We start from the raw sequence: 23,980 nt of genomic DNA on the forward strand, positions 1-23,980 counted from the left end.
GGAAACCGCAATAGGCTATTTTAATACAATTTATTCAAGCTTATGGTTAGGAAAAGCTTTGAGGCGATTTAATAAAAAATGGATAACGAAGTGCTCGTTTAGCACTTCGTTATCCATATGCATCCGAAAATAGCTTGCCCTTAACGGCGAGACGAAATATTAAAGGACATTAAAATATCGAGCTTCAGGGTGTGAGACGACGAAGGCAGAGACGGATGCTTCCGGTTCCATCATAAAGCCTTCCGTCAGCTGGATGCCGATTTTTTCAGGCTTTAACAGCTTAAACAGCTTCGCTTGATCTTCTAAGTCTGGACAAGCCGGATAGCCAAATGAATAGCGCTGACCTTGGTATTTTGCTGCAAACCGTTCCTGCATTGTGAAGTCAAGTGGATCCGGGAAGCCCCATCGGTCGCGGATCAGCTGGTGCGTCCGCTCTGCAAGACCTTCTGCCAGCTCCAGCGCCAATGCTTGAATCGCATGGCTCCGGAAAAATTCACCGCTTTCTTTAAACTGCATGGCGATGCTGCGAATGTCTTTTCCAGCAGTTACGGCAAACAGGGCGATATAATCATGCGGTGTTTCATCTGACCGTTCGCTTACATAGTCGGCAATGCATAAAAACGGCGGCTTTTCCTGCCGAGGGAATGTAAACGTCTCAATGATTTTATCTTTTGCAGCCGGATCTAAAATGTGAATGGAGTTTCCTTCGCGATAGGCCGGGAAAAATTGATAAATAGCAGATGGACGGAACCAGCCATTTTCTTTCCCTAAACGCAGCAATTCATCTATTTCATTTTTTAGTTCTACCGCTTTTTCCTGTTTTTCCAGAAGCATCTGTTTGACATTGCCTTTTAATCCGAGATGGTGTCCTAAAAGCATTTGCATGTTCACATACGGGACGACTTGGGCAATATCAATGTTTTGAATAATGTGTGGATTGCAGTCAGCTGGATGATATACGGTCGGTTTGGACACAGATGATTTTTTTTCAATGATCATAACAGGTTTGCTGCTTTTCTGTCTATTCTGTTTTTCCTCAACTGCGACCGTTCTTTTCTCAAGGAATGCATCCGGGTTTTCTCTCAGCTTATTGGCAAGCGACAGCCCGTCCATTGCATCTTTCGCATATAACACAGGACCGTCATATTCCGGTGATATTTTTTGATCGGTAAATTTGCGTGATAATGCAGCACCGCCGACTAAAATCGGAATCGAAATGTTGGCTGTTTTTAAGTCTTGTGCTGTTAACACCATTTGCTGGGCTGATTTGACGAGCAGTCCGGAAAGACCGATAATATCAGGCTTTTCATTATTGACCGCTTCAATCAGCTGCTGCGGCGCAACTTTAATGCCTAAATCAACGACGCGGTAGCCGTTGTTGGAAAGAATAATGTCAACTAAATTTTTGCCGATGTCATGGACGTCGCCCTTGACTGTAGCTAAAATGACTTTTCCTTTGCCGCTGTCATCTTTTTTTTCCATATACGGTTCTAAAAAGGCGACAGATGCTTTCATCACTTCCGCACTTTGAAGCACTTCAGCAACAATCAGCTGATTGTCGTTAAACAGTTCGCCGACAATTTCCATTCCTTTCATTAACGGCCCGTTGATGATATCGAGAGGATCATCATATTTTTCTAGTGCCAGCTGCAAGTCTTCGATTAATCCTTGCTTTGTTCCTTCCACAACGTATTGTGCGAGCCGTTCCTCCAAGGTTAATTCCGTTTTCGGCTTTTTTTCCTCTTTCTTTTTGTCGCGGTAAAAGTTCGTAAATTGTGCGAGCGTCTGATCATTTGTTTCAAATAATAAGTTTTCTGCCAACTTCCGCTCTTCCTCAGGGATCGAAGCGTACCGTTCTAATTTTTCCGTATTGACGATCGCATAATCGAGCCCTGCCTGTGTGCAATGGTATAAAAAAACGGCGTTTAATATTTCTCTGCCGACCGGCGGAAGCCCGAAAGAAACATTGCTGATCCCGAGAATAGTTAAACAGCCGGGAAGATGTTCTTTAATTAAACGGATCCCTTCGATCGTTTCTTGGGCAGATCCGATATATTGCTCATCACCTGTGCCGACAGGGAAGACGAGTGGGTCAAAAATAATGTCGCTTGGACTTATACCGTGTTGATTGACTAAAATGTCATAAGACCGCTTGGCAATCTCCAGCTTTCGCTCCGCAGTCAGAGCCATTCCGTCTTCATCGATTGTTCCGACGACAACAGCTGCACCGAATTGTTTCACAAGCGGGAGAACTTCTTCAAACCGTTCTAAGCCGTCCTCTAAATTGATCGAGTTGATGATCGCTTTCCCTTGTGAGTATTCGAGCGCTTTTCTGATGACATTGGCGTCGGTTGAGTCAATGACAAGCGGCGCTTTTACTTTTTTTACAACCTCGCGGATGAAGTTTTCCATATCTTCAAGCTCGTTTCGGTCCGGATCTGCGAGACAGACATCGATGACGTGGGCGCCGTTTTTCACTTGAGCGCGGGCGATCTCCGCTGCTTCTTCAAATTTTCCTTCCGCAATGAGACGCTTGAATTTACGCGAACCGATGACGTTTGTGCGTTCACCGACAAACAGCGGGCGCATTGATTCATCATAGCGAAGGGGCTCGATGCCTGATACCGTATGTTGATTTTGCTTTTTGACGATTTTTCGCGGTTTTAAGCCTTCCATTGCCTCCCTTATTGCGCGAATATGTTCGGGAGTTGTTCCGCAGCAGCCGCCGACCATATTAAGCCAGCCTCTTTCTGCAAACCCTCTGATTTTTTTGGCTAAAGATTCCGGTGATTCGTGGTAGCGTCCTTCTTCATCAGGCAGTCCGGCATTCGGATAACAGCTGACAGCGGTATTGGCGATTTCAGACAATGTGCGGATGTGATCGGTCATGAATTCCGGGCCTGTCGCACAGTTTAAGCCAACGGCAATTGGATTCATATGTTCAGCTGAAATGTAAAACGCTTCAATATCTTGACCGGCAAGAGTTGTTCCCATCGGTTCTATCGTTCCGGACAGAATGATCGGCACTTCTTTCTTGAGCTTTTGAAAAGCTCGTTGAATTCCTAAGTAACCCGCTTTTACATTGAGCATATCTTGGCTTGTCTCAAGCAGAAGTACATCAACGCCCCCCTCTAACAGTCCTTCCGCTTGAACTTGATAAGCTTCTGCCAATTGTTGGAATGTGACGCCGCCTGTAACGGAGAGCGTTTTAGTCGTTGGCCCCATTGATCCTGCCACAAAACGAGGCCAATCCGGTGTTGAATATTTTTCTGCAGCGCGCTTTGCAATCTCAGCTGCTTTTTTATTTATTTCAAAAGCAAGGTGCCCCAAGTTATATTCCTCGAGGACGATGCTTGTACCGCCAAACGTATTTGTCTCGATAATATCAGCGCCTGCTTCAAGGTACGCTTCATGAATACGGACAATCGTTTCAGGGGAAGTGATGTTTAAATATTCGTTGCATCCTTCATATTCTTCACCGCCAAAATCTTTCGCAGATAATTCTGCAGCTTGAATCATTGTTCCCATGGCTCCGTCTAGTATTAAAATTTTTTTCTCCAGCTGTTCCTTTATGTTATACATGGGAAATCTTCCTTTCTCGTTTTGCCTTTTCTTTTTCATGAATGTATTCCGTCAGCTCGACTGTCATCTCATAATGCAAAAACGGAGTGATTAAGTAAATGCCGTTAAACAGGTCAAATGCTGCGTCAATAAGCGATTTTGCAATGGCAAGTCCTTCTCGTTTTCCCTTTTCTTTATCATTGCCTGCTTTTTGCATCTGTTCGCGAATCGAATCAGACAATTTAATGCCTGGCACTTCGTTATGAATAAATTCAGCATTGCGGCTGCTTATTAACGGCATAATCCCGAGATATATCGGAACATTCAGATGTTTTGTTGCTTCATATACTTCTTCGATCAGCTTCTCCGAGTAGAGCGGCTGCGTAATAAAATAATCGGCTCCACAGCTGATTTTTTTCTCAAGTCTCTGAACTGCGCGATCAAGATGTCTTACGTTCGGGTTGAAGGCGGCGGCAACAGTAAAGTTTGTTTTTTGACCAAGTGATTTTCCGGAGTATGACAAACCTTCATTAAATTGCTTAATTAAACTGATTAAATCAAACGATGATAAATCATAGACAGAGGTTGCACCCGGAAAATCACCGATTTTGGACGGGTCGCCGGTGACCGCTAAAATATCGTGCAGGCCAAGCGTATGCAGCCCCATTAAATGGGATTGAATGCCGATTAAATTTCTGTCACGACATGTTAAATGAACGAGCGGGCGAAGCTGGAAACGGCTTTTCACAATTTTTGCGCAAGCAACATTGCTGATTCTTGGTGTAGCAAGGGAATTATCCGCAAGCGTAATTGCATCAATCCCCGCTTTTTTCAACGCTTTTGCTCCTGTTAAAAATTTTTCCAAGCCGAGCGTTTTCGGCGGGTCCAATTCTACAATCACTGAGCGTCTGTTTTTTGCAATATCTGGGAGAGGAGTTTCTTGACTTTCTTTCATAGGTAAAACATGAATTGGAACATTTCGTTCTTTTACTTCTTTCTCTGTGACAGGAGGGAGGTTTGATACCGCTTCAGCCATTGCCCGAATATGTTTCGGCGCGGTTCCGCAGCATCCGCCGAGAAGCCGGACACCTTGTTTTCGGAATTGAAGAGCCGCTTCATAAAAATAGTGTTCATCTGATTCATAAACTAATCTTCCGTTTTCATACCTTGGCAGGCTGCCGTTTGGAAAAGCGGATAAAAAGGCATGTTCAAACAGCGGCACTTCTTCCAGAGATTGCAGCATATGATAAGGGCCTAAACGGCAATTGAGGCCGACAATATCTGCACCAAGTTCTTCAAGCATTTTCAAACCGTCTGCCAATCTTGTTCCATTTTGAAAGACGCCTTGTTCGTGCAAAGAAACATTTGTGATAATGGGCAAATCCGTTTCTTTTCTAGCTATTTGCAAAACGGTTTTCAGTTCTTCCAAGTCGTAATAGGTTTCTAAAATAATGCCATCTACGTTTTCGGATAAAAGGACATGAAGCTGCTCACGAAAATTTTCGGCAATGTCAGATAGCGTGAAGGCGCTTTTTTGAAACGAACGGATGCCGCCGATTGTTCCGATGACATACCCTTTGTTTTCCGCTTTTTGTAACGCCCTCTTTGCAAGTTCAACCCCTTTTTGGTTGATGATCTTTATATCATCTTCCAGCCCATATCTGGCAAGCTTTATGCGATTGGCGCCGTATGTATTTGTTTGAATAACAGTTGCGCCTGCGTCTAAATAGGCTGAATGAATCCGTTCTATTTCTTCCGGTTTTGAAACGTTTAGCTCATCAAAGCATCTGTCTATTCCGAATGAGTATAGTAGAGTCCCCATTGCTCCGTCGGCAATTAATATATGATTCTGTAAATCTTGTAAAAGCCCCATAAAAAGTCCTCCAATCAAATGAAATAGGCGCCTGCAAGGAGGCGAACACCTATATAAAAAAGAAAAGCCTTCTAAGAAGAAGACTTTTTCTTGAACAATTTCCCCTTCTTCTTATCTTCCGAGCGCAAATTTACGCATCGCTGGATTTAGCACCTTGGTACCCAAAGTTTTTGGGTAATCCGGTTGCTGAAGGTTCATCGGGCCAGTCCCTCCGCTTCTCTTGATAAGAACGCTTTACCGTATGAAATTTTAAAACAACGGATTAATCCTAATTTAACGAATTTTATCAAAATAATCAATATAAAATTTCAATTTTGTGAACAGGGCAAAGCTAGCGAAAATTAATAAATTGTACGTCGATCGGCAAGTCGGCGCTTTTCACAGCTGCAATCACTTTTTGCAAATCGTCCTTGCTTTTGCCGCTTACCCGGACTTGGTCGTCTTGAATTTGGCTTTTTACTTTTAGCCCGGTATTTTTGATCAGCGCATTGATCTTTTTCCCGTTTTCTTTGTCAATTCCGTTGACAAGTTTGGCTCTTTGTCTGACAGTGCCTCCTGAAGCCTTTTCGATTTTCCCGTACTGAATATTCTTGGTTGCGACACCGCGTTTAATCATTTTGCTTACTAATACATCTTTTAGTTGATTCAGCTTATATTCATCGTCAGAGATTAGCACAAGCTCATCTTTTTCTAGGGATATATCGCTTTTAGATCCTTTGAAATCATATCTGTTTACAATTTCTTTTTTCGCCATTTGAATGGAATTGTTCACTTCGGCAATATCCACTTTTGAGACGATGTCAAATGAATTCTCCTTAGCCAACTTTTTACCTCCAATAACGTTATTTACATTCATTATAGTGAATGTCGTTCAGTTGAACAACTCTTTTAGGGGTTCCTCGCAAATTAAATGAAAAAACCGTTACTTAAAGCAACGGCAAGGAAATTAATATCTGCTTAAATGCAATTAAGCTAAAGATGTCGCTTTAGAACATTTAGGGGAAAGAAAGTCTTGTAAGTTTTTTACTGCTTCGAGCGAATCTTCTCCTTCAGCGCTGATGACTACATGACCTTCTAAAAAGGCGGAAAAACCGAGCATGCTTAAAACGCTTTTCGCATTTAATTGGAGCTTTTTTGTTTGGAATAAAATGTAGCTGTTAAATTTAATCGCTTCATGGACAAGGGAAATGACATATTCCGGCTCCATCTCTTTTGTAAGATACACGGAAATTTCATGTTTCTTCATTGTGCCACCTCTTGTATACTTATTTTACAATATCTTACATTAATAAAGGATAGATTCCCACATGTTTGTCATTTCCTCTTACATATAAAAAAATGACCTCCGCTTTTGAATATGGAAACGTTTTGGATTTCTCTGTTTTTTAATGAAATGAATGGCCTAATCAAATTGAAAGTTATTGCCCCGCCCATGTTTTATTAGACAAAAATGAAAACAAAAGCTAGAGAAAAGATGCATACTGTAAGATAAGAAAGCGTCTTTTTCTTTCAGAACGTCCGGATAGAAGAGGTGGAAGACTCGCCTTTAGAGATATTTCAAAAAAAGAAAAAGCCCGACAGGCGGGCATTATAAATGATCCGTTTTCTTTGAGTATTGCCGTTTTCCAAGCTCTCGATTTTTTTCCTTCAATAGATTTTTTTCGTGTCGTTTTGCATTGTTGTCTACAGCTTTTTTATCATTATCGCTTGTTTTGGACATTCAGGAAGCTCCTTTCCATACTGTTATATACTTATGATTTCCATGAAGCTTCTTGAATATGTTTATTTAGAAAAAATACAGCAAGGGTGCCGGGGCCAGAGTGTGCACCAATGACAGCACCGATCGTATGGATGATCATTTCTTTTGGATGAAACGTTTCTTCAATTAATTGTTTTAATTCGAGAGCTGCTTCTTCATCATCACCATGGCTGATGGCGATTGTCTGTTCACTCAATCCGTCTCCACGCTCTTCCATCAGCTCAAGAATTCTCCGGTAAAGCTTCTTTTTCCCGCGGATTTTTTCCAGCGGGATCAGCTTTCCTTCTTCGACATGCAAAAGCGGCTTGATATTAAGCAGTCCGCCAACAAACGCAGATGTTTTGCTGATTCTCCCGCCGCGAGCCAAATATTCCAGGCGATCAACTGTAAAAATGTGCTCCATATGACTGCAATACTCTTTTACTGCATTTGCCATTTGTTCTAAATCAAGTCCTTGTTTTGCTAATTGAATGGTGTAGCGGACAGCAAGTCCATACCCAAGTGAAGCACATTTCGAATCGATAATTTGCAGTTTCCAATTCGGATATTTTTCAAGCAATTGCTGCTGAACCATAACGGCAGTTTGATATGTACCGGACAATTCGGAAGAAAAGGCAATATACAGCGCCGGCTGATTGTCTTTCGCCAGCTTTTCAAATTGATTGGTGATTGTTTCCGGTGATGCTTGTGATGTTTTAGCAACGTTTCCAGCTCTCATATAGTCGTAAACTTCTTTCGGTTTGATTGTCAATTGATCCTCATAGTCCTTCTCGCCAAGGTGGACACGAAGAGGGATGAAAGAAACGCCTTGATCGTTTAAAAAAGAGACAGGCAGATCACAAGCACTATCAGCGATAATGTGAATATTCATTAATCACACCTACTTTTTTTCATTTACATATAGTCTATCTTGATCACAAATAGAAAACAATACAATTTGTGCAAACTGAAAATTTAAAAAAGAAGGACAAAAAAAGAAAAAATGGACGAAACAAGAGGAGCTCGTTTCGTCCATTTCATATTTATTCCTTGTTCAAAATGTGCCGTACAATCGGCATTCTGGATGGTGTTATGCCTGCTCGATTTTTTCTCGATGCAGATGCTGTACAAAGATTGGTCTGTTCAAATTCGATCTGTTCATTATAAAAACAGCCCTTAAAAGGATTCGAAAATGAACGGAAGGGCATTATCCTTCGAAGCTTGCTTCGTTATTGACTCTTGCTTCTGATTCGGCAAACGTCATACGGTATGGAAACTTTTCATCATGTTTTTTGACAGCACCTTTTCCTTGCTCAATGAATCGTTTCGATTTATTCCGTTTGCCCAAGTTGGAATCCCCCTTTTGATCATTGACGAAATGAGTTCGTCAATTATAGGGTATCCCTTTTTAAACATCTAAATCCTTGTCAATTGTTGTGAGGTGTAAAAAGATAATCGAACTTTTGGACTTTTGCAAAGATTAAAGGGACAGCAATTCCTTTAAAAATTTTGCAACTCCGTCTTCTTCATTTGTCAGCGTAATTTCATCAGCAATCTCTTTGAGCCGCTCAATTCCGTTTCCCATTGCAACGCCTAATCCCGCATATTCGATCATTTCCAAATCATTGTCTTCGTCGCCAAAAGCGATAATTTGCTTTCGAGGGATATTGTAAAATTCGGCGATTTTTTGCAATCCGACTGCTTTATTAATGCCTGCTCGGATAATTTCAATAACATGCCACGGGTGAGCCCAGCTTCTGTGGTCTACAACTTCCGCATGAACTTCATTTAAATAATGGCGAATCCGCTTGACATTTTCTTCATCTGAATGGATTAACATGCTTGTGACATCGCGATTTAAAACAGCTTTTAAGTTGCCGATTTCAATTTTCGGATTTCCTATACTGAAAATATCCAACCATTGTTCATTATGGTAATGAAAATAAACATGATCAAGCACTTCTGCTAAAATGTTATGGACTTGATGCTGTTCGGCGATTTCTACAATTTCTTTTACAACAGATACATCAAGGGTTGTATGATGAAATCCCCAGGATTCATCCAGCGGATGATGGACAAAGGCCCCGTTAAAATTGACAATCGGGGTTTTTAAATTTAATTCTTCGTAATACATTTTGCTCGAGCGGAACGGCCTTCCTGTTGAAATGCATATGATATGCCCTTCTTCTTGTGCTTTTTGCAAAACATTTTTTGTAAAAGGAGAAATCGTTTTGTCATCTTTCAGCAATGTGCCGTCTAAATCCAATGCGATTAAATGTTTTTTGGCCATAATCTCTCCTCATTTTTTGTTTTTATTTAGTGTATCTTTTTTCCATCTTTTTTGTCCATATGTTAAACTAATTTTAGCAAAAAAATAATGAAAGGAGCATCCTAATTGAAGGTCATTGTTGAGCATACGATGGCGGACAATATCCCTGTACTGCATGTATGCAAAGAAGATTTTATAAAAGATGAGCTGCCGCTTGTTGTGTTTATCCATGGATTTACGAGCGCAAAAGAGCATAATTTGCACATTGCCTATCTTTTGGCGGAAAAAGGTTTGCGAGTAGTATTGCCTGATGCGAAATTTCACGGAGAGAGGGATGAGAATCTTTCAGAGGCTGACTTAAATTTAAATTTTTGGAATATTGTTATCAGTTCTGTTAAAGAGCTCGAAAAAATAAAAAATTATTTTTTTGAAAAAGAATTGATTGACGGGAAAAATATAGGGGTAGCGGGAACTTCCATGGGCGGTGTTGCTACACTTGGAGCGCTCACTCAATATCCGTGGATCAAAGCTGCTGTCAGTTTAATGGGCAGCCCAAATTATCAGGAATTTTTCAAATATCTTGTGGACTCCTATCAAAAAGCAGGCTATACCTTTCCGTTGTCTGAAGAAGAAATTCAGCAGCAATTCGATGCATTGTATGAGTATGATTTATCCGTACATAAAGAAGCGTTATGCAACCGCCCCCTTTTGTTTTGGCACGGGATGAAGGATCAAGTTGTACCATTCGCTCCTACTTATCAATTTTATGAAGAGATAAAGCCGTTGTATGCTGACAATCCGGAACATTTGGCATTTATTGCGGAAAAGGATGCAGGGCATAAGGTGTCTCGAAAAGGGGTGCTAGAAACGGTTGAATGGTTTGTACGGCATTTGAGGTAGAAAATTTTTAATGTGACATTAACTTCGATATAATGTAATTAACGAATATAAGAGGAGTGGATCGAAATGGATGAAGCGCTGAAGGAAAATATAATGGGTGCTCTTGAACAAGTTATTGACCCAGAACTCGGCATTGACATTGTCAATTTAGGATTAATATATGATTTGGAACTGAACGATGAAGGAGTCCTCAAAGTAACTATGACATTGACGGCAATGGGATGCCCCCTTGCTGGAACAATTGTTCAACAAGTAAAAGCTGCGCTTGACGGAATTCCGGAAATCAAAGATGTCGATGTCAACATCGTTTGGAATCCACCTTGGACGAAGGACCGCATGTCCAGATACGCAAAAATTGCCTTGGGTATTCAATAAAAACTTGTGCAGACTGGCGGAAAAGGCCAGTCTTTTTTTTATGCAAATGTTTTATCAATTTGGCTGCAAGTGTCATTATGTTTTTATTTTCGTCTTTATCGCTTCTTTTGTTTATCTCTCACCATAATGGAGCTTTTATCCCGAAACATAATTTGCATTTTTTCTTCAGCATGGCATATCCGGATAATTTGCAAGGGATTCCCTGCTCTCTACTACATTAAGAATCCTTGTTTTTGAACAGAAAAATTATAAATATACAATTGATTTTATTTTTATACAGTATTATAATGGTAACTAATTTAACGGAATGAATTGAAGGTGATTGAGGTTGAATATAGGAATTATCGGGGCAACAGGATATGGCGGTGTGGAACTTTATCGAATTTTAGCCAATCATCGGTATGTCGAAAACATTCATTTATATACATCTTCAGCAGAAAAAAAGAGCTATATTGACGAATATCCGCATTTATCCCATATAAAAGAAAATGAACTAAAACCGCTAGAGCCGGATCAAATAAAAGAAGAAAATGATGTTGTTTTTCTTGCGACGCCGTCGGGGATATCGGCTTCACTGACGCCGGAATTGCTTGACGATCAATTGAAAATCATCGACTTATCAGGCGATTTAAGGTTAAAAAACAGTAATGATTATGAAAAATGGTATAAAAAAGCACCAGCGCCTGAAATGCTTTTGCAGAAAGCGGTATACGGCTTGACAGAGCTGTATCGTGAGGATATTAAGAACGCTAAAATTTTGGCGAATCCTGGATGTTATCCAACTGCAACCTTGCTTGGCCTAGCACCGCTTGTGCGGGAAAAAATCGTCAAAGAGAACTCGATCATTGTTGATGCAAAATCGGGTGTTTCAGGTGCAGGTCGGAACGCGTCGCTTGCTACAAGCTTTGTTGAAATACAAGATAATTTCAAAATTTATAAAGTACATCAGCATCAGCATATACCGGAAATTGAACAGGAGCTTCATAAGTGGGACGAGAAAGTCGGCTTCATTTCGTTCAGCACCCACTTAGTGCCGATGACAAGAGGGATTATGGCGACAATGTATATTGAATTATTAGAAGAATGGAATACTTCAAAATTAGTAGATTTATATGAATCGTTTTATAAACATTCACCATTTGTGAGAGTGCGTACAAACGGAACGTTCCCAAGCACAAAGGAAGTGTTCGGCTCGAATTATTGCGATATCGGTCTTGCATTTGATCAAAGAACAAGTCGGTTGACAGTCGTATCTGTCATTGACAATTTGATGAAAGGCGCTGCAGGGCAGGCAGTGCAAAATTTCAACATTATGTCAGGATTCCAAGAAAATGAAGGACTAAACTTTTTGCCAGTATATCCATAACATCAAGGAGGACTTCTAGTGACAACCAAAATAAGAAAAATAGACAACGGTTCAATTACAACACCGAAAGGCTTTTATGCAGGCGGCTATGAAGCGCACATCCGCTACACTCATAAAAAAGACATCGGCATCATTTATAGTGACGTTTCAGCAACAGCTGCAGCTGTTTACACACAAAACGTTGTGCAAGCTGCCCCAATTTTTGTGACAAAAGAGAGCATTGCAAAGGAAAACAAAATTCAAGCGGTGATTGTCAACAGCGGCAACGCCAATGCCTGTACAGGCGAAAAAGGTTTAAGCGATGCATACGCAATGCGGAAATGGACAGCTGAAAAGCTTGGAATTGCAGATCATCTTGTGGCTGTCGCTTCAACAGGAGTGATTGGCGAATATTTAAACATGGAAAAAGTCCAAGAGGGGATCAACAATATTGAATATGAACGTTCATCAGCAGGAGCCAAAAGCTTTGCCGAGGCTATTTTGACAACAGATACGTGTGAAAAGACTGCCTGCTATCAATTTGAAATCGAGGGAAAACAGGTGACCATCGGCGGAGCAGCAAAAGGATCGGGGATGATTCATCCCAACATGGCGACAATGCTCGGGTTTTTGACGACAGATGCGAATATCAATGAAAAATCGCTGCAGCAAGCTTTTCGAGAAGTTATCGATGAAACGTTTAATCAAATAACCGTTGACGGCGATACATCAACAAATGATATGGTGCTTGTTTTAGCAAACGGAAAAGCTGAACACTCAATGCTGACGGAAGAGCATCCAGATTGGCCTGTTTTTAAAGAGGCGTTGAGAAAAGTAAGCGAAGATTTAGCAAAGCAAATTGCCAGAGACGGTGAAGGCGCGACAAAATTGATTGAAGTTTCTGTTAATGGGGCTAAATCAAAGCAGGAAGCGAACATCATTGCCAAGACGATTGTCGGATCCTCCCTCGTCAAAACTGCAATATATGGAAAAGATGCGAACTGGGGAAGAATCTTGTGCGCCGCCGGCTACAGCGGAGCGGAATTCGATCCGAATCAAATGGAAGTGTATCTCGGCCATATCTTATTATTTAAAAACGGATTGCCGGCTTCATTTTCGGAACAAGAAGCGATCCAATATTTGGATCAGGAAATCGTAGAAATCAAGGTAATGTTAAATAATGGTGAAGCACAAGGAAAAGCATGGGGATGTGATTTAACATATGAGTATGTCAAAATCAATGCAAGTTACCGGACATGATAAACCGATTGTTGTCATTAAGCTTGGCGGCAGCATGCTGGAACAGCTGTCAGAAAGCTTTTTAGACAGCATAAAAGAACTGTTAACTACGAAACGGGTCATTATCGTCCACGGCGGAGGACCGGACATTAACAATATGTTGACAAAATTAAATGTAAAAAGCGAGTTTTACAACGGCATGCGTAAAACGACAAAAGAAGTGCTTGAAATTGCAGAAATGGTTCTTTCAGGAAAAATTAACAAACAGCTTACGGCTCTGTTGACACAAAAAAATGTGAAAGCGATCGGCCTTTCAGGCACTGATGGTCAGCTAATTGTCTCGTCATTTTTAGATGAAGAAAATCTTGGCTTTGTCGGCAAAGTCGAGCAGATTAATGATGAACTATTGCGTTCGCTGCTAATTCTTGACTATGTTCCAGTCATTGCCCCGATCGGCATAACGGCGGATGGGCAAAAATTAAATATCAACGCAGATCTGGCTGCTAGTGCAATTGCTGAAAAAATAAATGCGGAACAGCTGCTGTTTGTGACGAATGTTCCGGGAATTTTACATGACGGCAAGCTTATTGAAGAAGCGACGGAAACGATGATCGAAAAACTCATTGAACAGAAGGTTATTTACGGCGGGATGATTCCGAAAGTACAGGCGGCTTTAGATGCGCTTTCTGATCAGCTTGAGCATGTGATGATTGTGAGCGGCAACGACCGTATTTTTAAGGAAGGGAAAATGATCGGGACGAAAATTACGAAAAAACGAGAGGTCGTGGTCAAATGAGTTATTTATTTCCAACCTATGCGAAGTGGGATGTGGCGATTGAAAAAGCAGAAGGAAGCTATGCATATGATGCAAACGGAAAAAAATATTTAGATTTTATTTCCGGAATTGCTGTATGCAACCTGGGTCATTGTCCGAAGCAAGTGGCGGATGCCATCACTGAACAGCTGCAAAAGGTATGGCATACTTCTAATCTTTTTCATATCCCCCTTCAAGAAGAGGTTGCCAAGCAATTGGTGGAGCATTCAAGCGGAGATGCCGTATTTTTTGCGAACAGCGGCGCCGAAGCGAATGAAGCCGCCATAAAACTGGCTAGAAAACATACCGGCAAACATAAAATCATTACATTTTACCAGTCTTTTCACGGCAGAACATTTGCGACTATGACGGCTACTGCTCAAGAAAAAGTACATAAAGGGTTCGGTCCTCTCATTCCTACGTTCGAATATCTTCCTTACAATGATGCAGCTGCGGTGAAAAACATTCATGATGAGGATATAGCTGCTTTTATGCTGGAAGTGGTTCAGGGCGAGGGAGGAGTTATTCCTGCAACGAAGGAATTTTTACTGGCGGTAGAAGAAAAGTGCAGGGAGATCGGCGCATTATTCATCGTCGATGAGGTGCAAACTGGAATCGGACGCACCGGAAAAGCATTCGGCTACCAGCATTACGGCATTTCTCCGGATATTATCACTGTCGCCAAAGGATTGGGAAGCGGATTTCCTGTCGGAGCCATGATCGGAAAACAAGAATTGATCGAAAGTTTTTCACCGGGAACACACGGTTCAACGTTCGGCGGGAATTATTTGGCTATGGCAGCTGCGAAAGCGACTTTGGAAACTGTTTTTCAGCCAAGCTTTTTGCAAAGCGTTCAGGAAAAAGGTCAGCGGCTGTTCGAAGGTCTATCAGAACTCTTGAGAGATGTGCCTACTGTAAAAAAAGTGCGGGGTAAAGGATTGATGCTTGGAATTGAGCTGGATATTGAGGTCAATAAAGTGCTTGCTTCTTTAAGAGAAGAAGGACTTCTAGCACTTTCAGCTGGATCCAATGTGTTACGGCTTCTTCCTCCGCTCACTGTTTCGAATGAAGAAATTGATTTAGGACTGGGCATTATTGCTTCTGTTTTGAAAAAAGAAAAGATCTTCTCTTCCTAAAAGAGAAGAATTTTCTTGCAAATTGTTGTATAAATATACATCAAAGAGGTGTTCAATATGCAAGGTTATCTTGTATTAGAAGATGGAACAGTTTTTGAAGGCAAGATGGATGAAATCGTGTCTCCTGTTAAAGGGGAACTCGTTTTTTATACAGGAATGACAGGATATCAAGAGGTGTTGACAGATCCTTCCTACAAAGATCAAATCGTCGTTTTTACGTATCCGCTTATTGGCAATTACGGTATCAATGATCAAGATTTTGAAAGCAAAAAGCCGCAGGTGAAAGGGGTCATCCTTTTTCAGCTGACTGAACACTATTCCCATTATAAAGCGAACCGTTCATTAAAAGACTATTTACAAAAATGGAATATTCCTTATTTAACAAATGTTGACACGAGAGCTGTTGTCAAACAAATCCGATCAAAAGGGACATTGCATGCGGTCATTTCAAAAGACAAACAATACGACTCTCAGGATAAGCTCTCCGATTTTCCGATTCGCGACGTTTCTGCAAGCGAAATCGAAACGTTTGGCAATGGTGCGACACACATTGCGTTAATTGATTTTGGATTTAAAAAATCGATTTTGAATTCTTTGCTGAAAAGAGGCTGTAAAGTTTCAGTCGTTCCGTTTCATCAAATGGAAAAAGTGTTTGAAATCAAGCCGCATGGCATCGTGCTGTCGAACGGACCGGGCGATCCAAAGCAAATGAAAAATTATTTTTCAACATTAAACCAATTGATGAAGCAATATCCGACGCTCGGGATTTGTTTAGGGAATCAGCTGATTGCCCTGTCGTTTGGCGGGAATACAACAAAGCTCAGATTCGGGCACCGCGGAGCAAACCATCCGGTAATTGATCAAAAAACAGGAAACGTATTTATTACATCACAAAACCACAGCTATGTGGTGGATAAAAAAAGCTTGGAAAAAACACCTCTTAAATTGCGATATACAAATGTCAATGACGGCTCAGTTGAAGGGCTTGAGCATGAAAAATTGAAAGTCATGTCTGTTCAATTTCATCCGGAAGCCCATCCAGGACCGGAAGATGCTAGTTTTATTTTTGATGAATTTTTAGACACATATGTAGCAGCAGGGAGAGAAAAAGTCTATGCCTAAAGATACATCATTAAACAAAATACTAGTGATCGGTTCAGGTCCGATCATTATCGGCCAAGCGGCGGAATTTGACTATTCTGGGACACAGGGATGCTTGGCGTTAAAAGAAGAAGGATTTGAAGTTGTACTTGTTAACAACAATCCTGCAACGATTATGACCGATACGAAAATTGCCGATGCGGTCTATTCAGAGCCGCTTACGGTGGAAAGCATTGAAAAAATAATTGCAAAAGAACGTCCAGACGGCCTTTTGGCAACATTGGGGGGCCAGACGGCTTTAAATCTAGCTGTGGAGCTTGATCAGGCAGGGATTTTGCAAAAATACGGCTTGAAACTGCTCGGAACCTCGATCGAATCGATTCAAAAAGGGGAGGACCGGGAGCTATTTCGAAAGCTGATGATTGATTTGAACGAGCCGATCCCGGAAAGCAAAATTGTGGAGGATGTTCCGTCCGCCCTTCAATTTGCTGATGAAATTGGCTTTCCGATTATCATTCGTCCGGCTTATACGCTTGGCGGCAAAGGCGGAGGCATCGCCTACAACCGAGAAGAGTTTATTTCCATTGTCACAAATGGACTTAAAATGAGCCCAATCAATCAAGTGCTTGTGGAAAGAAGCATTGCCGGATTTAAGGAAATCGAATATGAAGTGATGCGCGATGCAAAAGGTACTTGTATTACCGTCTGCAATATGGAAAACATTGATCCAGTCGGAATTCATACCGGGGATTCGATCGTTGTTGCCCCATCTCAAACATTAACAGATGAAGAATATCAAATGCTCCGGCAGGCGGCTTTGAAAATCATCGATGCATTAAAGGTGGTCGGGGGCTGCAACATTCAGTTTGCACTTGACCCTGAAAGCAAGCAATATTACGTGATTGAGGTCAACCCTAGGGTAAGTCGCTCTTCCGCACTTGCTTCGAAAGCGACCGGTTACCCAATTGCCAGAATGGCTGCAAAGCTAGCTGTTGGCTACTCATTAGCGGAGCTGAAGAACCCGTTAACGATGTCGACATATGCCAGCTTTGAACCTGCACTTGACTATGTAGTTGTCAAATTTCCGCGCTGGCCGTTTGATAAATTTACAAAAGCAGATCGGAAGCTTGGAACAAAGATGAAAGCAACCGGCGAAGTGATGGCGATCGAACGGACGATGGAAGCCGCTCTGCAAAAAGCTGCGGAATCGTTGGAATTAAATAATATCGGCATTTATTTGCCTAAGCTTGTGAAAGAAGATACGTCAGCTCTTATTAACCGCCTCCAGCATGCAGATGATGAACGCTTTTTCATCTTAATGGAGCTGTTAAGAAGAGGAGTTTCTATAGATGAGCTTCACAGCCAGACAAAAATTGACTATTATTTCTTGCATGTTTTCAACCATCTAATTGAACTTGAAGGAAAAGCGAAAAAAGAAAAGCTGTCTCCAAGCCTTTTAAAAGAACTGAAATTTTTCGGTTTTTCCGACCGTTCGATTTCATATTGGCAAAAGACAGAAGAAAAAGAAATCCGAAAGCTCCGTAAAGAGTGGGGGATTAAAGCCATATTCAAAATGGTTGATACATGTGCAGCAGAATTTGAAGCGAGAACAAATTATTTCTATTCTACGTACGTTTTCGGTGAAAACGAAGCTGTCTCCACAAGAGGAAAGAAGAAGGCGCTTGTCATTGGTTCCGGCCCGATTCGCATCGGACAGGGAGTTGAGTTTGACTACAGTGCTGTTCACTGCATTCAAACATTGCAAAAGCTTGGATATGACGCGATCATGATCAACAATAATCCTGAGACGGTCAGCACTGATTATGAAACAGCGGATCGATTATATTTTGAGCCGTTAACAGTCGAGCATATATTAAATGTTGTTGAAAATGAAAACATTGACGTAACGCTCGTCCAATTTGGCGGCCAGACGGCGATCAACTTAGCGGAGAAGCTTGAAAAAGCAGGCGTGAAGCTGCTTGGTACAACTTCTGAGCTTCTGGACATATTGGAGGATCGAGAAAGATTTTATCAGCTATTAGACGAAACGAATATCCCGCACATTCAAGGAGCAATGGCACATACAAAAGAGGAGGCGATATCGGAAGCGAAAAAGCTGCGGTATCCGATCCTGTTAAGACCTTCATATGTTATTGGCGGAAAAGGCATGGTGAAGGTAAAAAATCAAGAAGAGCTGCTTTCGTTAGTGGAGCAGACGGACGAAAATCATTTTCCTCTTCTTTTAGATGAATTCCTTTTTGGTCAGGAAGCGGAGGTTGATTTAATAGCTGACGGGAAAAATGTGTTTATTCCGGGATTTATGGAGCATATCGAGCCCGCTGGTGTTCATTCTGGCGATAGTTATGCGATTTTTCCAGCTGTGTCGTTGTCAAAAGAAATAAAAGAAAAAATGACCGACTATGCGGAAAGAATGGTTCAACATTTGCAATATAAAGGCATTATGAACATTCAATTTTTAATTGATGGTCAGGACGTTTATGTGCTGGAAGTGAATCCGCGTGCGAGCCGGACTGTGCCGATCGTCAGCAAAGTTGCCGGAGTGCCGTTAGTAGATCTTGCGACAACCATTTTAACCGGAAAAATGTTAACTGACTTACATCCTCAAATAGCAGCCCATGAATATGTGGCTATTAAATATCCGGTATTTTCAACGCACGCCCATTCAGATGTCGATATGAAACTAGGTCCGGAAATGAAATCGACGGGCGAAGGAATGTGTGTCGGCAAATCTGTGGAGGAAGCGATGCGGAAGGTATTCGATCATTTATTTCCAATTCATTCGGACGGTATTTTTGTGGATGGAGATAAGAAAGATGATGTACTCGATTATATAAAACCGGTAACGGATAATTTTGAAAGTTGGCTTGAGAAAAAAGAAGCGGTGCTTTATTATAATCCGGAAGAAAACGATCAGGCAAAGGCAAGACGACAAAAAGCGCTTGAACGAGGAATTATGGTATTGACGGAAGAAGCATCATTTCAGGCATTTTTAAGTGCACTAACAGTTAGCAAATACACGCCTATTTCTTTACATGAACTGTCAGATAAAGGAGTCGAAATGAGTTTATGAGCACACTTAAAGGTCGTAACGTTTTAAAGCTGCTTGATTTTACATCAGAAGAAATTCAATATTTGCTCGAGGAAGCATTGAAATTGAAACAAAATCCGCTATCAAACGTTCTTCATGGGAAAACGCTGGCGATGATTTTCGAAAAATCATCCACTCGAACTCGTGTCTCCTTTGAAGTAGGAATGCTGCAATTAGGGGGACATGCGCTTGCTCTTTCTTCAAAAGAGCTACAGCTCGGGCGCGGTGAGACAATCGCTGATACAGCGAGAGTATTGTCGCGATATGTGGATGCCATTCTTCTCCGCACAACTGACCATAATCGGGTCAAAGAGCTTGCCGAATATGCAACTGTCCCTGTCATCAATGGTTTGTGCGACTTGTACCATCCTTGCCAAGCGTTAGCTGATTTATTGACAATTTATGAGCTGAAAGGCAAATTTTCAGGCGTAAAAGTCGTTTATGTTGGCGACGGCAACAATGTCGCCCACTCCCTTATGGTTGGCTGCGCAAAAGTTGGCGCTCATTTTACGATCGCAGCCCCAGAAGGCTATGAGCCAAATGAAAGCATTTTGAAACAGGCGAAAGAAATTGCTGGCGAAACGGGCGGCAAAGTCGAATTAATTCATAATCCAGACGAAGCGGTTCAGGATGCTGATATTATTTATACGGACGTTTGGGTCAGCATGGGACAGGAAGAAGAAACAGAAGCAAGAATGAAAGCATTTAAACCGTTTCAAGTAAATCAATCCTTGCTGGCAAAAGCAAAACGAGATGTAAGCTTCCTTCACTGCCTGCCGGCTGCGCGCGGTTTGGAAGTGACAGATGAAGTGATGGACGGAAGCCAATCAGCGGTATTTTTGCAGGCCGAAAACCGCCTTCATGCGCAAAAAGCAATTTTAAAAGAAATTATGGCTTAACAAGATCTTTCGTTGATAAAGCAGGATGATCTCCTGCTTTTTTCTTTTGAAACGGGGCGAAAGGTTTTACTCTACTGCATGTATATCCAGACAAAAAAAACGACAGGTGAGACGATTTTAGAAATAATTGGAAATAATGTTTCTCACAGAAACAGTAAAAAGAGCTTTTGACCCAGCATTCGGTGCTTGAACGCTTAAACGATTTTTTCAAAAGGATGCCATATGCAGTGGGTTCGATTTTGGGCGTTGAGTAAAGTTTCGAAGTACATCACATAATGAAAATTATCAAAGGTGTTTCTGTCTATACATGAAAAATCTTCTGATAGCCAACAATAATGTCCAAGGAGGGATGATTCATGGGTCAAAATCGTCAATTCAGGCCTGGTCAAAAAGCACCTAACAACGGAATTTACATCGAAGTCGGCGAGACCGGATCGATGGTGGTCGATCCCAAAAAGGTTGAACTCAAAGCAGGAGATCGATTCCCCGAAACATCCAACCATAATCGGGTTTGGACCTATAAGCGCAAGCCGTAATATTTCGAACAACGCTAAGCCATTCGGAAAACGAATGGCTTTACTTGATTTATAAAGAAGTTATAATAAAATTAAAGGTCAAAAAAAGTCAAAATAGGGGCGTTTCGGTATGGATGTAAATCTATTCACGGAGAAGCTGCAAAAAGGTCTGGTAGAAGCTCAAAAAATCGCAAAAGAACATGAACATCAAGAAGTGGATGAATTTCATATTTTACTTGCTTTTCTGCGGCAGTCTGACGGGATTTTTCCAAGAATTTTAGAAAAGCTTAAATGTCCTGTACAACAAATTGAGTCAGCGATCAACGAGTATTTACAAAAAAAGCCGAAAATATCTGTTCACGGAAACGGTGAGGTAAGTATTTATATTTCCCGTACTCTTTCAGAAGCTTTTGCAAAAGCGGACGAAATAAGGAAAGATTTTCAAGATGATTATTTATCAGTTGAACATATTATATTGGCATTTACCGAATCGAGCTCAAAAGAAGTGAGAGAGCTTTTTCAGCAATATCACTTAACAAAAGCTGCCATATTGAAAGTGTTAAAGGAAATAAGGGGGAATGCTCGGGTGACATCACCTAATCCAGAAAGCACTTATGAAGTATTGGAGAAATACGGCCGTGATTTAGTTAAAGAGGTGAAAGAAGGAAAAATTGACCCTGTCATTGGCCGTGATCAAGAAATTCGGCGCGTGATCCGAATTTTATCAAGAAAAACGAAAAACAACCCGGTGTTAATCGGTGAACCAGGGGTTGGAAAAACAGCGATCGTGGAAGGATTAGCCCATCGGATTGTACGAAAAGATGTACCGGAGGGATTAAAAGATAAAACAATATTTGCTTTAGATATGAGCTCGCTCATTGCGGGAGCCAAGTTTCGCGGAGAATTTGAAGAAAGATTAAAAGCTGTTTTGCAAGAAATTAAAAAGAGCGATGGACGGATTATTTTATTTATTGATGAATTGCACACAATAGTCGGGGCCGGCAAAACAGAAGGAGCGATGGATGCCGGCAACATGTTAAAGCCGATGCTTGCGAGAGGTGAGCTGCACTGCATAGGAGCAACGACACTTGATGAACATCGCAAGTATATTGAAAAAGATCCGGCGCTTGAGCGGCGTTTTCAACAGGTGCTTGTGAGCGAACCGTCTGTGGAAGACACGATTTCTATTTTACGAGGACTAAAAGAACGGTTTGAAATCCATCATGGAGTCAAAATTCATGATTCGGCGATTGTAGCTGCGAGTGAGCTCTCGCACCGCTATATTACAGAACGCTTCCTGCCTGATAAAGCGATTGATTTAATCGATGAAGCATGCGCGATGATCCGCACGGAAATAGATTCAATGCCGACAGAACTTGATGAAGTGACGAGAAGGATTATGCAGCTTGAAATTGAAGAGGCTGCATTGAAAAAAGAAACGGATGACATCAGCCGAATCAGATTGGAAGAGTTGCAAAAGGAACTTGCAAATTTAAAAGAGAAAGCAAATGAAATGAAGGCGAAATGGCAGCTTGAAGTCGAAGGTATTCAACAGCTTAGAAGCTTGAGGGAAGAGCTGGAAAAAGCACGCAGAGATTTAGCTGATGCTGAAAATGAATACGATTTAAACAAAGCGGCTGAGCTGCGCCATGGAAAAATTCCGGCGCTGGAAAAACAAATCAAACAGCTGGAAGAAGAAATGAAGCAGAAAGAGGAAAACAAGATGCTTCGCGAGGAAGTAACAGAAGAGGAAATTGCCGGTATTGTGTCAAGATGGACTGGCATTCCGGTAGCAAAGCTTGTACAAGGGGAAAGAGAAAAGCTTCTGAAGCTTGAACAAATATTAAAAGAAAGGGTCATCGGGCAAGACGATGCAGTTGAATTAGTATCGGATGCAGTTTTGCGTGCGCGGGCAGGCATAAAAGATCCGAACAGGCCGATCGGCTCCTTCCTCTTTTTAGGTCCGACAGGGGTCGGGAAAACGGAGCTGGCGAAAGCATTGGCAGAAGCGCTTTTTGACAGCGAGGACGAAATAGTCCGCATTGATATGTCGGAGTATATGGAAAAACATTCTGTCTCAAGGCTGATCGGCGCACCTCCGGGTTATGTCGGATATGAAGAAGGAGGACAGCTGACGGAAAAAGTTCGGAGACATCCGTACTCGGTTATATTACTGGACGAAATCGAAAAGGCTCACCCAGAAGTGTTTAACATATTGCTGCAAATGCTTGATGACGGCAGGGTGACCGATTCGAAAGGAAGAACAGTTGATTTTAAAAATACAGTGATCATTATGACATCCAACATCGGTTCTCAGCATTTGCTCTCCGGTTTAAATGATGAGGGGGAAATAACAGACGAAGCGAAAAAGAAAGTTCTTGATGAGCTCTCCATGCATTTCCGGCCAGAATTTTTAAACCGGATTGATGACACGATCCTGTTCAAGCCTTTAACAATGAACGAAGTAAAAGGAATAGTAGAAAAACTTTTAAAAGAGCTTCAAGCGCGCCTATCCCATAAACAACTTACACTAAAGATTACAGATGAAGCGAAGGAATTCATTGCAAAAAGAGGATTTGATCCTGTATTTGGCGCACGGCCGCTGAAACGGTTTATTCAAAAGCATGTAGAGACAAAACTTGCGAAAGCGGTTATTGCTGGAACCGTTCATGATCGTGACCAAGTTCTGTTAGGGGTAGAAAATGAAGAAATTGTTATAAAAACGGATTTGCATGCTCATGAGAAGAGCGGAGCAGCAAAATTAGAATAGCTATAAATGGATATTAAAACCCTTCTCAATCGAGGAGGGTTCTTTTTTTTGTGCGGACCATGTAGACATAGGAAACTGTGTCCTGGCGGCGGGGAATCTGATTCGGAGACTAAAAACAGGGCGAGATTCCTATCAGGCTAGTTTCATGGGGAGATTGCACAGCTAAGCAAGCCTGATTCTGCCTAAAAGACTAGAAAACTATAATTGGAAAAGTGTAGTGATTTATAAGTTTTTCCGCCAATCTTAGTTGTGCTGACGTATACGTAACAGCTTCATGTAAATTTGCTAGGCTGAAATCTTAATTATACTGACGTATATGTTAACTGGTAAGGGTCT

19 protein-coding genes and 1 riboswitch are annotated in these 23,980 nt (G+C 41.5%); of the genes, 11 read left to right on the forward strand and 8 right to left on the reverse strand.

Translation table 11 applies throughout. The annotated features are described in order from the left end of the window. Positions 1–159: 159 nt before the first annotated feature. The 8 genes from metH to NSQ41_RS05260 form a co-directional block, all read right to left on the reverse strand. Entirely contained in the window at positions 160–3,582 is a 3,423-nt protein-coding gene (metH, locus tag NSQ41_RS05225) for a methionine synthase (protein WP_063387030.1), read from the reverse strand. Then, on the reverse strand, positions 3,575–5,434 hold the full coding sequence (locus NSQ41_RS05230) for a bifunctional homocysteine S-methyltransferase/methylenetetrahydrofolate reductase (RefSeq protein ID WP_339199126.1): 1,860 nt from the start codon (positions 5,432–5,434) through the stop codon (positions 3,575–3,577). The genes metH and NSQ41_RS05230 overlap by 8 nt, the downstream gene beginning before the upstream one ends. Before the next feature lie 108 nt (positions 5,435–5,542). After that, a riboswitch (SAM riboswitch) is annotated at positions 5,543–5,664 on the reverse strand. A 101-nt stretch (positions 5,665–5,765) separates the two neighbouring features. Then, on the reverse strand, positions 5,766–6,257 hold the full coding sequence (locus tag NSQ41_RS05235) for a YajQ family cyclic di-GMP-binding protein (RefSeq protein ID WP_063387028.1): 492 nt from the start codon (positions 6,255–6,257) through the stop codon (positions 5,766–5,768). A 144-nt stretch (positions 6,258–6,401) separates the two neighbouring features. Further along, positions 6,402–6,680 carry an HPr family phosphocarrier protein gene (locus NSQ41_RS05240; RefSeq protein ID WP_063387027.1) on the reverse strand — a complete coding sequence of 93 codons (279 nt, stop codon included), beginning with the start codon at positions 6,678–6,680 and terminating at the stop codon, positions 6,402–6,404. Positions 6,681–7,022: 342 nt separating this feature from the next. Then, positions 7,023–7,154: a DUF3941 domain-containing protein gene (locus NSQ41_RS05245; RefSeq protein WP_082829462.1), complete on the reverse strand. Its 132-nt coding sequence runs from the start codon at positions 7,152–7,154 to the stop codon at positions 7,023–7,025. Between the two features lie 31 nt (positions 7,155–7,185). After that, the gene (locus NSQ41_RS05250) at positions 7,186–8,064 is read right to left on the reverse strand and encodes a DegV family protein (protein ID WP_339199128.1); all 879 of its coding nucleotides are present in this window, start codon (positions 8,062–8,064) and stop codon (positions 7,186–7,188) included. Between the two features lie 315 nt (positions 8,065–8,379). Continuing rightward, a complete protein-coding gene (locus NSQ41_RS05255) occupies positions 8,380–8,520 on the reverse strand; it encodes a hypothetical protein (RefSeq protein ID WP_063387024.1) in 141 nt (46 codons plus the stop codon). A gap of 132 nt (positions 8,521–8,652) precedes the next feature. Then, on the reverse strand, positions 8,653–9,462 hold the full coding sequence (locus NSQ41_RS05260; protein ID WP_339211154.1) for a Cof-type HAD-IIB family hydrolase: 810 nt from the start codon (positions 9,460–9,462) through the stop codon (positions 8,653–8,655). Positions 9,463–9,591: 129 nt separating this feature from the next. Here NSQ41_RS05260 and NSQ41_RS05265 point away from each other — a divergent pair, with 129 nt between their 5' ends. The 11 genes from NSQ41_RS05265 to clpB all read left to right on the forward strand — a co-directional run bounded on the left by NSQ41_RS05265 (position 9,592) and on the right by clpB (position 23,644). Then, positions 9,592–10,341: an alpha/beta fold hydrolase gene (locus NSQ41_RS05265; RefSeq protein WP_066248429.1), complete on the forward strand. Its 750-nt coding sequence runs from the start codon at positions 9,592–9,594 to the stop codon at positions 10,339–10,341. 66 nt (positions 10,342–10,407) lie between these two features. Beyond that, positions 10,408–10,716: a metal-sulfur cluster assembly factor gene (locus NSQ41_RS05270; RefSeq protein ID WP_063387022.1), complete on the forward strand. Its 309-nt coding sequence runs from the start codon at positions 10,408–10,410 to the stop codon at positions 10,714–10,716. A 328-nt stretch (positions 10,717–11,044) separates the two neighbouring features. Then, positions 11,045–12,082, forward strand: a complete 1,038-nt coding sequence (argC, locus tag NSQ41_RS05275) for an N-acetyl-gamma-glutamyl-phosphate reductase (RefSeq protein ID WP_130158453.1) — start codon at positions 11,045–11,047, stop codon at positions 12,080–12,082. A gap of 18 nt (positions 12,083–12,100) precedes the next feature. Then, positions 12,101–13,321, forward strand: a complete 1,221-nt coding sequence (argJ, locus tag NSQ41_RS05280) for a bifunctional ornithine acetyltransferase/N-acetylglutamate synthase (RefSeq protein ID WP_339199133.1) — start codon at positions 12,101–12,103, stop codon at positions 13,319–13,321. After that, positions 13,284–14,096 (forward strand): acetylglutamate kinase, encoded by an 813-nt coding sequence (argB, locus tag NSQ41_RS05285; RefSeq protein ID WP_327856678.1) that lies wholly within the window; start codon positions 13,284–13,286, stop codon positions 14,094–14,096. The genes argJ and argB overlap by 38 nt, the downstream gene beginning before the upstream one ends. Continuing rightward, complete coding sequence (locus NSQ41_RS05290; RefSeq protein ID WP_339211156.1) at positions 14,093–15,250, forward strand: acetylornithine transaminase; 1,158 nt, start codon at positions 14,093–14,095, stop codon at positions 15,248–15,250. Before argB ends, NSQ41_RS05290 begins: the two co-directional genes overlap by 4 nt. A gap of 57 nt (positions 15,251–15,307) precedes the next feature. Beyond that, positions 15,308–16,372, forward strand: a complete 1,065-nt coding sequence (locus NSQ41_RS05295; RefSeq protein WP_063387018.1) for a carbamoyl phosphate synthase small subunit — start codon at positions 15,308–15,310, stop codon at positions 16,370–16,372. Then, complete coding sequence (locus tag NSQ41_RS05300) at positions 16,365–19,442, forward strand: carbamoyl phosphate synthase large subunit (RefSeq protein ID WP_144596630.1); 3,078 nt, start codon at positions 16,365–16,367, stop codon at positions 19,440–19,442. The genes NSQ41_RS05295 and NSQ41_RS05300 overlap by 8 nt, the downstream gene beginning before the upstream one ends. Continuing rightward, positions 19,439–20,359, forward strand: a complete 921-nt coding sequence (argF, locus tag NSQ41_RS05305; protein ID WP_063387016.1) for an ornithine carbamoyltransferase — start codon at positions 19,439–19,441, stop codon at positions 20,357–20,359. Before NSQ41_RS05300 ends, argF begins: the two co-directional genes overlap by 4 nt. Before the next feature lie 356 nt (positions 20,360–20,715). Further along, complete coding sequence (locus NSQ41_RS05310) at positions 20,716–20,895, forward strand: YjzC family protein (RefSeq protein WP_063387015.1); 180 nt, start codon at positions 20,716–20,718, stop codon at positions 20,893–20,895. 109 nt (positions 20,896–21,004) lie between these two features. Beyond that, the gene (clpB, locus tag NSQ41_RS05315) at positions 21,005–23,644 is read left to right on the forward strand and encodes an ATP-dependent chaperone ClpB (protein ID WP_339199142.1); all 2,640 of its coding nucleotides are present in this window, start codon (positions 21,005–21,007) and stop codon (positions 23,642–23,644) included. Positions 23,645–23,980 lie beyond the last annotated feature (336 nt).

It is taken from the genome of Aeribacillus sp. FSL K6-8210 (assembly GCF_037963925.1).
GTDB lineage: Bacteria > Bacillota > Bacilli > Bacillales > Aeribacillaceae > Aeribacillus > Aeribacillus composti.

What these genes read in the sequence shown, in the direction of transcription:
- NSQ41_RS05295 (WP_063387018.1), top strand. Translation starts at nt 15,308, where the DNA reads ATGCAAGGTTATCTTGTATTAGAAGATGGAACAGTTTTTGAAGGCAAG.
- argB (WP_327856678.1), top strand. Translation starts at nt 13,284, where the DNA reads ATGAGTATGTCAAAATCAATGCAAGTTACCGGACATGATAAACCGATT.
- NSQ41_RS05250 (WP_339199128.1), bottom strand. Translation starts at nt 8,064, where the DNA reads ATGAATATTCACATTATCGCTGATAGTGCTTGTGATCTGCCTGTCTCT.
- NSQ41_RS05300 (WP_144596630.1), top strand. Translation starts at nt 16,365, where the DNA reads ATGCCTAAAGATACATCATTAAACAAAATACTAGTGATCGGTTCAGGT.
- NSQ41_RS05260 (WP_339211154.1), bottom strand. Translation starts at nt 9,462, where the DNA reads ATGGCCAAAAAACATTTAATCGCATTGGATTTAGACGGCACATTGCTG.
- NSQ41_RS05310 (WP_063387015.1), top strand. Translation starts at nt 20,716, where the DNA reads ATGGGTCAAAATCGTCAATTCAGGCCTGGTCAAAAAGCACCTAACAAC.
- NSQ41_RS05230 (WP_339199126.1), bottom strand. Translation starts at nt 5,434, where the DNA reads ATGGGGCTTTTACAAGATTTACAGAATCATATATTAATTGCCGACGGA.
- NSQ41_RS05270 (WP_063387022.1), top strand. Translation starts at nt 10,408, where the DNA reads ATGGATGAAGCGCTGAAGGAAAATATAATGGGTGCTCTTGAACAAGTT.
- argF (WP_063387016.1), top strand. Translation starts at nt 19,439, where the DNA reads ATGAGCACACTTAAAGGTCGTAACGTTTTAAAGCTGCTTGATTTTACA.
- NSQ41_RS05240 (WP_063387027.1), bottom strand. Translation starts at nt 6,680, where the DNA reads ATGAAGAAACATGAAATTTCCGTGTATCTTACAAAAGAGATGGAGCCG.
- NSQ41_RS05290 (WP_339211156.1), top strand. Translation starts at nt 14,093, where the DNA reads ATGAGTTATTTATTTCCAACCTATGCGAAGTGGGATGTGGCGATTGAA.
- metH (WP_063387030.1), bottom strand. Translation starts at nt 3,582, where the DNA reads ATGTATAACATAAAGGAACAGCTGGAGAAAAAAATTTTAATACTAGAC.
- clpB (WP_339199142.1), top strand. Translation starts at nt 21,005, where the DNA reads ATGGATGTAAATCTATTCACGGAGAAGCTGCAAAAAGGTCTGGTAGAA.
- NSQ41_RS05265 (WP_066248429.1), top strand. Translation starts at nt 9,592, where the DNA reads ATGGCGGACAATATCCCTGTACTGCATGTATGCAAAGAAGATTTTATA.
- NSQ41_RS05245 (WP_082829462.1), bottom strand. Translation starts at nt 7,154, where the DNA reads ATGTCCAAAACAAGCGATAATGATAAAAAAGCTGTAGACAACAATGCA.